This window comes from Polynucleobacter difficilis (assembly GCF_003065365.1).
GTDB classification, from domain to species: Bacteria; Pseudomonadota; Gammaproteobacteria; order Burkholderiales; family Burkholderiaceae; genus Polynucleobacter; species Polynucleobacter difficilis.
Genome location: NZ_CP023276.1, coordinates 517030 through 529698, shown reverse-complemented (window position 1 = coordinate 529698; position 12669 = coordinate 517030). Strand labels below are relative to the sequence as shown.

At 50.6% G+C, this 12669-nt stretch carries 12 protein-coding genes, 1 other RNA gene and 1 pseudogene; 9 read left to right on the top strand and 5 right to left on the bottom strand.

The annotated features are described in order from the left end of the window. Positions 1–6: 6 nt before the first annotated feature. The 7 genes and pseudogenes from AOC34_RS02795 to AOC34_RS02765 all read left to right on the top strand — a co-directional run bounded on the left by AOC34_RS02795 (position 7) and on the right by AOC34_RS02765 (position 4347). Positions 7–915: an ABC transporter substrate-binding protein gene (locus AOC34_RS02795; RefSeq protein ID WP_108468673.1), complete on the top strand. Its 909-nt coding sequence runs from the start codon at positions 7–9 to the stop codon at positions 913–915. A gap of 11 nt (positions 916–926) precedes the next feature. Next, positions 927–1895, top strand: a complete 969-nt coding sequence (locus AOC34_RS02790; RefSeq protein WP_108470010.1) for a FecCD family ABC transporter permease — start codon at positions 927–929, stop codon at positions 1893–1895. Next, positions 1892–2662, top strand: a complete 771-nt coding sequence (locus AOC34_RS02785) for an ABC transporter ATP-binding protein (RefSeq protein ID WP_108468672.1) — start codon at positions 1892–1894, stop codon at positions 2660–2662. Before AOC34_RS02790 ends, AOC34_RS02785 begins: the two co-directional genes overlap by 4 nt. A 55-nt stretch (positions 2663–2717) precedes the next feature. Then, positions 2718–2996, top strand: a complete 279-nt coding sequence (locus AOC34_RS02780) for a hypothetical protein (RefSeq protein ID WP_108468671.1) — start codon at positions 2718–2720, stop codon at positions 2994–2996. Further along, positions 2971–3204: pseudogene (locus AOC34_RS10390) on the top strand (cell division protein ZapA); the annotation flags it as partial. The gene AOC34_RS02780 and the pseudogene AOC34_RS10390, both read left to right, overlap by 26 nt. Positions 3205–3306: 102 nt before the next feature. Further along, a non-coding RNA gene (gene ssrS / locus AOC34_RS02770) (6S RNA) lies at positions 3307–3525 on the top strand. Positions 3526–3528: 3 nt separating this feature from the next. Then, positions 3529–4347 (top strand): sulfite exporter TauE/SafE family protein, encoded by an 819-nt coding sequence (locus AOC34_RS02765; RefSeq protein WP_108468670.1) that lies wholly within the window; start codon positions 3529–3531, stop codon positions 4345–4347. Positions 4348–4352: 5 nt separating this feature from the next. On the opposite strand, the gene AOC34_RS02760 is transcribed toward AOC34_RS02765, so the two are convergent. The 5 genes from AOC34_RS02760 to AOC34_RS02740 all read right to left on the bottom strand — a co-directional run bounded on the left by AOC34_RS02760 (position 4353) and on the right by AOC34_RS02740 (position 10287). Continuing rightward, complete coding sequence (locus AOC34_RS02760) at positions 4353–5876, bottom strand: malonate--CoA ligase (protein ID WP_108468669.1); 1524 nt, start codon at positions 5874–5876, stop codon at positions 4353–4355. Between the two features lie 98 nt (positions 5877–5974). Further along, a complete protein-coding gene (locus tag AOC34_RS02755; RefSeq protein ID WP_108468668.1) occupies positions 5975–7279 on the bottom strand; it encodes a malonyl-CoA decarboxylase domain-containing protein in 1305 nt (434 codons plus the stop codon). A 179-nt stretch (positions 7280–7458) separates the two neighbouring features. Then, a complete protein-coding gene (lgt, locus tag AOC34_RS02750) occupies positions 7459–8232 on the bottom strand; it encodes a prolipoprotein diacylglyceryl transferase (protein ID WP_108468667.1) in 774 nt (257 codons plus the stop codon). Positions 8233–8238: 6 nt separating this feature from the next. Beyond that, complete coding sequence (locus AOC34_RS02745) at positions 8239–8703, bottom strand: DNA polymerase III subunit chi (RefSeq protein WP_108468666.1); 465 nt, start codon at positions 8701–8703, stop codon at positions 8239–8241. Between the two features lie 6 nt (positions 8704–8709). Then, positions 8710–10287 carry a leucyl aminopeptidase gene (locus AOC34_RS02740; protein WP_407675572.1) on the bottom strand — a complete coding sequence of 526 codons (1578 nt, stop codon included), beginning with the start codon at positions 10285–10287 and terminating at the stop codon, positions 8710–8712. Positions 10288–10411: 124 nt separating this feature from the next. On the opposite strand from AOC34_RS02740, the gene lptF reads away from it, so the two are divergent. Together lptF and lptG are read left to right on the top strand one after the other, a co-directional pair. Then, positions 10412–11515, top strand: a complete 1104-nt coding sequence (lptF, locus tag AOC34_RS02735) for an LPS export ABC transporter permease LptF (protein ID WP_108468665.1) — start codon at positions 10412–10414, stop codon at positions 11513–11515. Further along, positions 11512–12666 carry an LPS export ABC transporter permease LptG gene (lptG, locus tag AOC34_RS02730; protein WP_108470008.1) on the top strand — a complete coding sequence of 385 codons (1155 nt, stop codon included), beginning with the start codon at positions 11512–11514 and terminating at the stop codon, positions 12664–12666. Before lptF ends, lptG begins: the two co-directional genes overlap by 4 nt. The last annotated feature ends 3 nt before the right edge of the window (positions 12667–12669 follow it).

Genomic DNA, 12669 nt, shown 5'->3' with positions numbered 1-12669 from the left:
TTTGCAATGAAGTTAATTAGCCTATTCCAACAACAAAGAATCTGTCGTAGATTTTCTTTGCTATTTTGTAGTAGCGCGTATTTTCTATTTTTCAGCACCACTGCATTTGCGAGCATCGCAGTTAAAGACAGTCGCGGTGTCGAGATTCGCTTAGGCACTCCTGCCCAGCGCGTAATCAGCATGCTTCCCTCTTTGACTGAATCTGTATGTGCTCTGGGCAAGTGTTCTGTTTTGGTGGGAGTCGATCGATTTTCCAATTGGCCGAAGTCGCTTGATACTTTGCCTCGCTTGGGCGGCATTGCCGATGCCAACATTGAGGGCATTGTCCGTCTAAAGCCAGACTTGGTCTTAGTTGAAAAATCATCTGCTCTTATTGCGCGCTTGCAGTCCTTAGGCATTTCAGTAATGGCATTTGATGTGCAGTCCATGGCCGATGTGCAGCGCACCTTACGGAGACTGGATATGGTTTTAGGCTCTAATGAATCAGACGCCGTATGGGAGCGTATCCAGCTTGACATTGCTCGGGCCAATCGTGCGCTATCACCGTCACAAAAAGCAGCCCGGGTTTACTTTGAAGTGAACGCTGCGCCGTTTGCAGCTGGCAAAACCTCTTTCATTGGTGAATTACTCGATCGACTGGGCATGCAAAACATTGCTACGGAAAAGATGGGCGCCTTTCCGAAGATCAACCCAGAATTCGTAGTGCAGTCTAGACCTGATTTGATTATGACGACTGAAGCTTCGGCGAAACAATTGGCACAGCGCCCCGGCTGGAAATCCATTCCAGCGATTCAGGGTAATCGGATCTGCTTCTTTTCGGCAGCACAAGCAGACGTACTCGTTCGCCCCGGCCCGCGCATGGGTGAAGCAGCAGCCCTTATCGGCGATTGCGCGATACGCTTACTGCCCAAGTGATAGTCTGCGGTATGCGCCCTACTTTATTTCCCCGTGTTCTTGCTTTGCTGCTGATCAGCATTGCATTGCTATGCTTGGGTGCATTGCTCGGTAGTGGTGGGGTTATCTGGAGCACTGACTCTGCAATCGTTTTTGACATTCGCTTGCCGCGCTCTGCAGGGGCATGGCTGGCTGGCGCTCTACTGGGCTTAGCCGGTGCGATTGCGCAAGGTGTATTTCGCAATCCTTTGGCTGATCCGTATTTACTAGGTAGTGCATCTGGAGCCTTAATGGGTGTCGCACTTGTTTTAGGCTTTTCCCACGCGATTGCTGATTCTGGGCTTGCGTTAATTGGACTTAACAGCGGTGCTTTTATTGGCGCGCTGCTAGGTGTTGTTGCGGCGCTGATTCTGGCTGGTGGTTATCGCAGCTCCTTACGACTTTTACTATCGGGTGTCGTGATTAGCGTCATCCTTGGCGCAGGTAACGCGCTCTTTACTTTTGTTCGCCCCGACCTCTATCAGCGCTTTCAGGCATTCATGCTCGGCAACACCAGTCTGCTGGATTGGCATGGCGTCTGGCTCATGCTCTTGGTTTGGCTTGCGTGTATCGCAATCACATTACTCTTGAGTGCGGCATTAAATGCCCTGAGCCTTGGCGAAAGTACCGCTAAAACGCTTGGTCTTCCGATTGATCACATGCGCCTGGGTTTAATTGCTGTTCTCGCACTGGCTACAGGTGCTGCTGTCGCGCAAACTGGGCTGATTGCATTCATCGGCCTTGCAGCGCCCCACCTGGTTCGCCGCTTTGCCAATGGCTCGCAACGCATGCATCTGCTGATGTCTAGCTTGGCCGGTGGCATCCTATTGCTAGCATCTGATTTACTAGCGCGTACGGTCTTAGCACCCCTAGAACTTCCCGTCGGAATAGTTACTGCAGTGCTCGGCGGCTCGTATTTACTGCTCTTGCTCCGGCGTCAGACCTTAGGGATAAGCGCATGAGTCCAATAGAGCTTCGTAACGTTTCTTTATCCCGCAATAACACCGTTGTTTTGCACAACATCGATCTTGCTATTCCTGGGGGTGAGTGGACTAGCATTGTCGGCTCCAATGGGGCGGGCAAATCCACCCTCGTTCAAGCCCTTGCTGGACTCTTGCCATATGAGGGCTCGATTCAGATTGGGGGAGTAGAGCTTCATTCGATTACTACCAAGGCGCGTGCGCAACAGATTGCTTGGCTCGAGCAGGCAACGGCGACGTCGGACAATCTTGATGTTGGTCTGCGGGTATACGACATTGCCATGCTGGGTCGATTGCCTCATCAAAACTGGCTTTCCATTGCCAGTGCCGACGATCACCTCGTGGTTGAGCAGGCGATGCGTCAAACGGCTGTGTGGGATTTGCGCGAGCGCTTTTTTAGTCAACTGTCGGGAGGCGAGCGTCAGCGCGTTTTGCTCGCCAGGCTCTTTGCTGTTCAAGCTGACACCCTACTGATGGATGAGCCGATTGCTAATCTAGACCCGCCGCATCAGGCCGATTGGCTGCAATGGCAAACCACGCTATCTGATCAGGGTAAAACCAGCATCACCGTTTTACATGAAATTCAGTTTGCCTTGCAGGCCGAGAACCTAATTCTTTTGGGCAAAAAAGGGGTCCATCATCAGGGTAAAAGTGATGATCCACTAACCCACCAGGCTTTGATTGATCTATTTGATGGGCGCATTGAGCTAACCAAGCTAGGCAAACACTGGGTTGCCCTGACTCGGTAATAAACCAGTCATCTTGGTGCTGCTCATGGCCTAACTCAGAGGCTACAATGTATCAATGAGCGATTCATTCCCCTCCTCCGAGTCTTCTTTAAGTAATTTAAACCGAGCAATAGTTCGGCTCAAAGACAAACTCACGCTGGCAACTAAAGCCATCGAAGAGGCACGCCAAGATCGCCTGCGACTCGAAACCAAGATAGCGGATGCGCAAAATCGCATCCAGCATATTTTGAGTCGACTGCCTGAGCAAAGCGATACACGGCAACTGAACTTACTAGCTACTGACGAACCCAACCCCACTATTTCAGGCGATGATCATGAGCCAACAACGCATTGAGGTCACGCTCGCAGGCCAAAAAATCACGCTGGCCACCACTACTGAGCATGAGCCCCTGTTGCGCGAGGCTTGCACTTTGGTTGACGAACAAATTCAGCTAGCGATTACAGGTGGCAACCGCAGCATCGAGCGCGCCACCATGATGGCTGCCCTTAAACTTGCTGGCGATCTGATTTCAAGTAAACGTCTAGCTGCAGATACCGCAGCGCAGTTATCGACACAGTCTGCAGCAGTCCATCCGGACGAGGTAGCACGGCTCGAAGCCGAAATCAAAGGCCTCGAGTTACAAGTGGATACTTTGCTACAAACCCTTTCCCTGCCTGGCTCGCCAAGGCCAATAGATCTTTGAACCGATGCGCAAGCATACGGAGCGATCTTTGCAATGTGGGCGTGAGCGTTTCGCAACCGTACAGTGGCAGCCTCGAGCTGCTCACTCCCTGCGCTGCTTAGTGCACCCGAAGCATGGCGGCCGCTCCACCTTGAACCCGAGGGTTCAGGATAAGGGCCTAGCGGCTAAGGCGGGGAATTCAGTTTGGAATTAATCGATATTTTGATTTTGGTTACCTGTGGGGCTGTGTCTGGTGTATTGGCTGGCATGCTCGGCATCGGCGGGGGGATGATTCTCGTCCCATTCATGATTATTGTCTTTAATCACCAGCAATTTGATCAGAGCATTATTGTTCATATGGCGATTGCGACTGGTATGGCAACCATTCTCTTTACATCGCTTTCTGCGATTCGGGCACACCACAAACATGGCACCATCGATTGGAAACTGGTTATTGCTTTAACGCCTGGCATTATTGCGGGCGGCCTGATCGGCGGCAGTGAGCTGTTTGATGCCTTTCCTACCGGCTGGTTGTCACTGTTCTTTGCGCTGTTTATTGTCTACAGCTCAATACAAATGTTCATCAATAAAAAACCCAAGCCCGGCCGTCAATTGCCAGGCAAGTTAGGTTTGTTTTCCTTTGGCAGTTTTGTTGGCGCACTATCCAGCTTGCTTGGTGCAGGGGGCGCATTCGTTACAGTGCCGTTCATGATTTGGTGTAATGTCACGCCGCACGTGGCGATGGCATCCGCCTCGGGTCTGGGCTTTCCAATCGCAGTCGCGGCCACCATTGGTTATGTGGTGGGCAGCTGGAACCACCCCGGCCTGCCCTCAGGTTCTCTGGGCTATATCTACTTACCAGCCGTTGCTTGCATTGTTGCAGCGAGCATATTTACCGCTCCGCTTGGTGCCAAAATGGCTCGGAGCATGAATACCGTAAACCTCAAGCGGGTATTTGGTGTCATGCTGTTTTTTCTTGCGGCCTTCATGTTCAATGAAAGCCGCAAGGCATTTGGTATGTAATTGAATTACGCGGTGTATTGCTGACGCAGAATATTTTTTTGTACTTTACCCATCGCATTGCGTGGCAAGTCAGCAACGATCTCAATGCGCTTCGGTACTTTGAAGTTCGCAATTTGTCCCTTCAGCGCATCAATCATGGCTTTTGAATCCAGCTTAGCGCCCGGCTTTGCAACCACAATAGCCATGACTGCCTCACCAAAATCAGGATGCGGCACACCAATCACCGCACTTTCGTCCACGCCATCCATGTCGTCAATAAAGCTTTCAATTTCTTTTGGGTAGACGTTATAGCCACCCGAGATAATTAAGTCCTTACTGCGACCGACGATGCACAAATAATTGTCTGGCACTTTAGCGCCGTTGGCCATGCCACCGAAGCGGCCAACGTCGCCGGTTTTAAACCAGCCATCGGCAGTAAATTCTTCAGCCGTCTTTTCTGGCATACGCCAGTAGCCCTTAAATACGTTAGGACCCTTTACCTGAATGCTGCCAATCTCATTAACCGCACATGGCTTATTGTTTTCATCGACTACGCGCACTTTCACGCCGGTAAGTGGCAAGCCAACCGAACCACCAACCCGAGCACCTTGATATGGGTTCGATACCAACATCACGGTTTCGCTCATGCCGTAACGCTCAAGAATGGTTTCGCCAGTCAATTCTTTAAAGGTATTGAACGTCTCCGTGAGGAGTGGCGCAGATCCAGATACAAAGAGGCGCATATTCCGGCATACGGCTTTGGTGAAGTTTTTATCGGCTAAGAGGCGAACATAGAAGGTTGGCACGCCCATCATCACCGTTGAACGCGGCATATTCTGAATCAATGCTGCGGTATCCAGGCGGGGTAACCAAATCATTTTGCTACCGTTGATCAGAGCGCCATGGGCTGCAACAAACAGTCCATGCACATGAAAGATCGGCAAGGCATGCAACAACACATCGCCTTTTTTCCAGCCCCAAAATTTCTGCAAGACGAGGGCATTGCTGCTCAAGTTTTTGTGCGTGAGCATGGCGCCTTTACTGCGGCCGGTAGTGCCTGAGGTATACAAAATCGCAGCCAGATCATCATCGCTACGAGCGACGGTTTTAAAACGATCGCTCTGCGCGGCAGCACGCTCTAAAAGGGTACCAGTGCGGTTGTCATCAAGCGTAAAGACGTGGCGGGTGCCTGACTTAAATGCAATCTTCGATACCCAAGAAAAATTCTTGCTGCTGCAAACCATCACTGCGGGTTCCGCATTTTGAATAAAGTATTCGATCTCGGCAGCTTGGTAGGCGGTGTTCAGTGGCAGGTAAACATAGCCGGCTTTGAGGGTGGCCAAATACAAAAATAGAGCTTCAGGTGACTTTTCAACCTGAACCGCAACGCGGGAACCCTTCGGTATACCCAATCCCTGAAGCAAGTTCGCCATCATCGCAGTAGCGCGCTCCAGATCGCTCCAAGAGTAATACAAACCATCGTGCGTTTCTAGGGCGCAAGACTGGCGATCTTTTGGAAACCCGTTTTCTAATACCGAATACAAATTCATAACTACCCCACAACAAACAATTGATTGGTGCAACGTGTTAACCCAGGATTTTCTGAGCGGCTAAAACTCCATTTTACGGTCTAGCGACGGTTGACGCGCTAAACACTCATGAGCTTGGCTACCGCCCTGGAATACATGATTTCCCCGTTCACAAAGCGCTCATGATTCTCTTCCACGCTGGAGAGGTCATACAGGTAATTAACCATAATGCCGGCAGATTGACGTAAGCCCTTGCGCGATAAATCCCCGGCCCAATTAATCAGGTGCAGCTTGGCGCCATTGCCCAAATGGAACTTGGCAACGGGATTACCTTGGCGCCCAGTTGATGCGAGACCCAAGTAAATGGCCGTAAGGCAAAGAAGCGCGTCCTTCTCCTTTGATGAGGCATTGTCCGGATGCCAGCCGTTGCTTAAGCGCTCGGCCCACGATTGCGCATCCAGGCCCAAAGCCTGTAAAGCCTGATCTCGCTTCATCTTTAAGGCGGGCTTGAGGCGATCAGGCGGCACGCCATCGCCTAAATTAGCGCCCGCAGCAATCCATTCGATTAATCCAGGAACGGGTGAGAGCGTAATGAAGGTTTTTAGACCAGGGAACTCCTGGTGCAACTGCTCGGCGACTCGCTTGATCAAAAAGTTACCCATCGACACACCGCGCAGACCAGGCTCGCAGTTACTGATGGAATAAAAAACGGCCACCTTGTACTGCTGCACCTGAGTCACTGTCTCGGCCTTTTTATCCACGAGCGGAGCAATCGCCAGAGGCACCTCTGGTAGCAGCGCTACCTCCACAAAGATCAATGGCTCATTGGGCAATTGAGGATGAAAGAATGCAAAGCAGCGCCGGTCAGGCTGCAAACGGCGGCGCAAGTCATCCCAGCCATCAATCGCATGGACTGCCTCGTGCTGGATTAGCTTTTCTAAAACTTCCGCAGGCGACTTCCAGTCGACCCGGTGCATTTTTAAAAAACCAGGATTAAACCAAGAGGACAGCAGATGGCGCATATCAAAATCCACTGCAGCCAGTTCCGGTTTTTTGTCCAAGAGTTGCAATAAATCGCGGCGCATTTCGACAACGGCGGCCGTGCCATTTAGGCCCCGATTCAAGCGGCGCATAAATTCTTGCCGAGGTGACTCGGAAACTTTTTGTAAGCGAATGTAATTGCGGGCATTGGCCTCTGCCGCAAAGGCTTGTGATGCCGCCATGACCTCCGCTGGATTGGGGCTGAGCTTTTCAATCCAGGCAGTAAAGAATTTAAGGTGCTGGTCTTTGGTGAGCTTGCGGTAGTTATCGATCACGTCGTTGGCCATGCTCACCGCATTGGATTCCCCGCGCTCGGAGGTTAAACGCTGTACCGCACTCAGTGCTTTGGATAAATGGCGGGTTTTGGTGATTAACTCCAGCATGAAGCATCCTTAGGTTACACAGGGTCAAAAAAATGGATTTTTTGCATCAATTCGCCTAAACAACAGAGATTTTTACCGCAGAAGCTGGTATTTATGCGAAATAAGCGACTTTCTAGGATCTTAGCAACAAATGATCTAAAAAAAGATATTTTTAAATGCAGTTAGTGAAAATTATCGACTTATTTACGATTAAGTAAGTAAATACCGAATAAAATCATGGGGATAGATAGCCATTGGCCCATAGAAAGGCCTAGTCCGAGTAAGCCTAAAAAGGCATCTGGCTCGCGCGCAAACTCAACCAAGAAGCGGCAAATGCCATAACCCAGCAAAAATAGGCCCGAAACCTGACCAAGGCGACGCGGTTTTCGGGCATAAACCCACAAGATCAAACCGAGCAAGATACCCTCAAAGAGCAGTTGATAGATTTGCGATGGGTGGCGAGGAATCGCATCGACCAGTGGAAAAACCATAGCCCATGGGAGGTCGGTTGGCCTACCCCACAATTCACCATTGATAAAGTTACCTAGGCGCCCGAACGCCAAACCAAAGGGCACCAAAGGCGCAACCAAATCACTGACGGTCCAAAAGGAAGTTTTTTGGCGGCGCGCAAACCAAACCATCGCCAGAATGACTCCCAGCAGTCCGCCATGAAAGGACATTCCACCTTCCCATACTTTAAGGATGCTGAGCGGATTCGCCAAATAGAATTCGGGCATATAAAACAGCGAATAGCCAATCCGCCCACCGAGTACCACGCCGAGTACGCCTGCAAAGAGTAAGTCCTCTAAATCTTTGGTGGTCCAACCCAAGGCTTGGTAATAAGGCCGCTTGATGCAGAGTCGACCCAGCACAATAAATTGCACGAAGGCCAGTAAGTACATTAGTCCATACCAGTGAATTCCAAAGGACCCAATCTGAATGGCTACTGGATCGATTTGTGGGTGAATCAGCATGGTGGTTTAGGCTTTTGCTTGATCAAAATTATGAAGCTCATGACCTAGCTCGCGGTAGGCTTTGTAACGCTCCCGTCCTGCAAGGCGCTCGGCCTCATTCACCGTAACCACCTCAACAATCCGTGGAAATCGAGCGACCAAGGCCGCGACATCGCTTGGCATCCGCATACTCATATGAATCAGCACATCAGCATGCGGCAAGTTCGCTAGCGCTGGTGCTGCAGTATCGTCCAGAAGAACAATCGGCGTTTCAAACGCAGCCTCATGATCACCATGGCAGTGGGGTAAAAAATCAGTTTTAGTAAAGGTCCACAGCAATTCATCGAGGCGCTTGAGGTCCGCTTTTTCTGCCACCATCACAATGTTGCGAACAGGCTCGCCTTCGGCCGTAGCACTCCAAATCTTGCGCGTCAGCCTGCAGGCATATTCCAGCTTGTCACTAACATTACTGTGAAAGTCGATGCGTGCCATATCAATTTAGGACTGTGCAAGCAAGTAGTTCACCAAGAGGGGCACTGGTCTTCCAGTCGATCCTTTGGCTGCCCCACCTTTCCATGCCGTGCCCGCAATATCCAAATGCGCCCAAGGGTACTTTTCAGTAAAGCGCTTTAAAAAGCAAGCAGCTGTAACGCTACCAGCAGGGCGTCCGCCGATATTGGCCATATCAGCAAAGTTTGATTTGAGCTGCTCTTGATAGGCAGCATCGAGCGGCATGCGCCAGACGGTATCCAGGGAGTCATGGCCAGCTTGGGTTAAATCCGCCAGCAAGTGGCTATCGTCCGAGAACATGCCACTGTGAACCGCGCCCAGCGCAATCACGCAAGCGCCCGTTAAGGTCGCAATATCAATCACCGCCTTGGGCTTGAAACGCTCTACGTAGGTGAGTGCATCGCACAGAATCAAACGGCCTTCAGCATCGGTATTTAAGATCTCAATGGTCTGGCCTGACATGCTTTTTACAATGTCACCCGGTCGCGTTGCTTTACCCGACGGCATGTTTTCGCAGGTCGGAATGACTCCGATGACGTTCTGCTTAAGGCCCAGCAATGCCGCCGAGAGCATCGTGCCAACAACGGATGCAGCACCGCACATGTCGTACTTCATTTCATCCATTGCCTCGCCCGGCTTAAGGGAGATACCGCCCGTATCAAAGGTGATGCCCTTACCTACCAATACCGTTGGAGCCTCACTCGCTTTGCCGCCGTTGTGACGCATGATGATGAATTGCGGTGGGGTTTCAGAGCCCTGCGCAACCGACAGAAAGGAACCCATGCCCAGCGCTTCCATTTGCTTTTTGGTCAGCAGCTCAACCTTGAGCTTGGTCTTCTTCATCAAACCCTGCGCTGTTTTTGCAAGATAGGTTGGAGTACAGACATTGGGCGGCAAATTACCCAAGTCTTTGGCAAGGTTCATCCCCTCAACCAAGGCTTCACCTTGTTGCACCGCTAGTTGCACAGCCTTAGCGGTATCTTTGCAAGTAACAAAGAGGAGTTCTTGAAAAGGATCGACGTGCTCCACTGCCTTGAACTTCATAGCAGGCTGACGCACCCCAAAGCGATACGTTTGTTCACCCGCTAATTGCGCTGTTAGGCGGACTTGCTTCACCACGGCATCTGCATTTGCCCCAAAGCTCGGCACAAACCATGCTGCGGACTCTATGGCACCGCCACTCAGGGTCTTGAGGGTCGCCTTGGCTAGCTTGGCGTAGGACTGCAAGGACAAGCCCTCTTTAGGGCTCGGATCACCCAGACCAACGAGCAACACCCGCTTGGCCTTTACGCCGGCCTTTGACCAGTTTGCCTCTGCTCGTAACAGGCACTGACTGGCCTCTTTTCCGCTCAGATCGCCGGCCAGCTTTGCCCGAGCAACCGAGCCACCCAAGGCAGCATCCAATTCAAGCATAAGGCTGCCAAGCGTTTTTTTATTTAAATCGGCTTTGCTGTAGCCCAAAATAAGGCAATCCGTGGCAAGGGCCACAAGACTAGCAACTGCCGGCTTTACCTGCTTTACAGAATCAAAGTCGGCTTGGGGCAATGTTTTCGTGCTAAATTGAATTTGCATAAGGAAGTCATTCGTAGTGGTTTTTTCCATTATCCTCCGAGCTGTGGTTTCCCCTCCGATTAGCGCCGCATTTCCCCACTAAACTAGACTTTTCCGCCAACGCCCTTGCATAGAACGCATGATTTTTGACCAAGCCCTTCGCCGCGAACTGAGCCTCACTACTGGAGGGGTGTTTTTGGTCCTGGTAACGATCATGATCACCACCTTAGTGATCCGCATTTTGGGCTTTGCCGCCAACGGCGTAGTGAACCCAGAAGATGCCTTGGTATTAATTGCCTTGGCGACAATCGGTTACCTGGCAGTCCTACTCACAGTCTCCCTGTTTATTGCCGTTCTAATCGTATTGGTACGCTGGTACAAAGACTCGGAAATGATTGTGTGGTTTGCCAGTGGCCTGAGCATCATGAGTTTAATTCGGCCAATTCTGCGCTTTGCCATTCCACTCATCATCATCATTGCCCTGCTCGCCCTGTTTGCTTGGCCCTGGGCCAATCGCGAATCCGCCCTGATCAGTCAGCGTTTTCAGCAACGCGATGATGTGTCGATGGTCACAGCAGGTCAGTTTCGAGAGTCAGCCAAAGCCGAACGGGTTTTCTTTATTGAGGAACTGAATGTCGATAGTCGCGAAGTCAAAAATATCTTCGTTGCCGATTCCAGAAATCAACGCCTGAGCATTGCCGTAGCGGCAACCGGCTTTATTGAAAATACCTCGAATGGTGAAAAGAATGTCATCTTGAAAGACGGTCGTCGCTATGAGGGCCTGCCCACGCAGCCTGATTTTCGTATTCTGGAGTTTGATGAGTACGAAACGAAATTGCGCAATAAAGAGTTAACGGAGCCACCACCACGCGATCGCGAACGTAGCGTTCAGGAACTTCTGAAGGACCCCTCCCCCTCTAACCGCGGAGAGCTTCTATGGCGCATAGGTTTACCGCTCATGGCCTTAGGTTTAGTCTTTATTGCGATTCCATTGGCCTACGTTAATCCGCGCTTAGGCAATTACACCGCCATGTTTTATGCCGTGCTGATTTATTTGATTTACAGCAACCTGCTTAATTTGGCGCAAAATTTTGTTTCGCAAAATCGCTTCGATTTTTTTGTAGCCATCTGGCCAATTCATCTACTTGCCTTACTCATAGCCGCAGTGTTGATTCGCAACCGAATTAATCCGTCCCTTAAATGGTGGAAGCGGCAGTTGCCAGCCTTTCTGACGCGCCCATGAATTTTCTCTTTCCATACATTTATGAGCGTTACTTAGCCAAGCAGATTTATGCTGCATTTGGCTTTATTCTCTTTGCCCTGGTTGCCCTCTTTTTATTTTTTGATGTGTTAGCGGAGTTGGGCTCAGTCAATCAGCAATACACCCTTTTGCTTGCACTGGGTCATGTTCTGCTCAAGGCGCCGATTCGCATTGTTGAAATTATTCCGATTGCAGGATTGATTAGCAGTATTTATGTCTTTGCAATGCTCGCCAGTCAATCTGAATTCACCATCCTTCGCATTGCAGGGCTGGATATTCGCCGTGGCCTTGTCATGCTGGGGAAAATTGCCTTGCCCATTGTGGCAGTTACCCTACTGATGAGTGAGTGGCTTGGTCCGATGGCAGAGTCCTTCTCTGATCGCGTCAAAATGAAAGCCTTAGGCTCCAGTTTTTCCTCGCAGTTTCGTACTGGGGTATGGGTCAAAGACCAGCTTCGCGATGAGGAGGGTGTTGGATCGGTTCGCCCGGGTGTGCGCTATATCAATATTGGAAAAATTGAACCCGACAAGCAAGTCCGGCAAGTTCGCATGTATGAGTTTGATGATGCCTACCGCCTACTCTCGATTCGTAATGCCGAGTCGGGTCGCTTTAATGAAACTGGTTCGTGGGAGCTCAATAATGTGATTGAGACTCGCTTTAAGGAAGCCCAAAATAAAAATGCCTTAGACCCCGTGTACTCAGCTAACACTTCCATCAAGTCATCGATGACCTTGGCATCCAAAGTTACCCCAGAAATCCTCGGCGTATTACTCGTCAACCCCGAGCGCATGTCGATCATTAGTCTGGGGCAATTCATTTCACACCTGAACGAGAACAAGCAAGATGTGCAGCGCCACGCGATTGCGTTTTGGAAAAAGCTCATCTACCCCTTCATCGTCTTTGTCATGCTGGCCCTTGCTTTGCCGTTTGCGTATTTAAAAGCTCGGGCAGGCGGTATTGGTATCAAGATTTTTGGCGGCATCATGCTGGGCATGAGCTTCCAGCTATTTAATGCCCTCTTTTCCAATATTGGCCTACTAGGGGCATGGCCAGCCTACCTCACCGCCCTGACCCCACCCTTGGCGTATTTTCTGCTGGCCTTGATTGGCCTGAAATGGGTTTCGCGGTCTTAAATA

Coding starts and splice junctions, on each gene's coding strand:
- AOC34_RS02755 (WP_108468668.1), bottom strand. CDS start 7,279: ATGCTGGAGTTAATCACCAAAACCCGCCATTTATCCAAAGCACTGAGT.
- AOC34_RS02785 (WP_108468672.1), top strand. CDS start 1,892: ATGAGTCCAATAGAGCTTCGTAACGTTTCTTTATCCCGCAATAACACC.
- AOC34_RS02780 (WP_108468671.1), top strand. CDS start 2,718: ATGAGCGATTCATTCCCCTCCTCCGAGTCTTCTTTAAGTAATTTAAAC.
- lptF (WP_108468665.1), top strand. CDS start 10,412: ATGATTTTTGACCAAGCCCTTCGCCGCGAACTGAGCCTCACTACTGGA.
- AOC34_RS02745 (WP_108468666.1), bottom strand. CDS start 8,703: ATGGCACGCATCGACTTTCACAGTAATGTTAGTGACAAGCTGGAATAT.
- lgt (WP_108468667.1), bottom strand. CDS start 8,232: ATGCTGATTCACCCACAAATCGATCCAGTAGCCATTCAGATTGGGTCC.
- lptG (WP_108470008.1), top strand. CDS start 11,512: ATGAATTTTCTCTTTCCATACATTTATGAGCGTTACTTAGCCAAGCAG.
- AOC34_RS02795 (WP_108468673.1), top strand. CDS start 7: ATGAAGTTAATTAGCCTATTCCAACAACAAAGAATCTGTCGTAGATTT.
- AOC34_RS02760 (WP_108468669.1), bottom strand. CDS start 5,876: ATGAATTTGTATTCGGTATTAGAAAACGGGTTTCCAAAAGATCGCCAG.
- AOC34_RS02790 (WP_108470010.1), top strand. CDS start 927: ATGCGCCCTACTTTATTTCCCCGTGTTCTTGCTTTGCTGCTGATCAGC.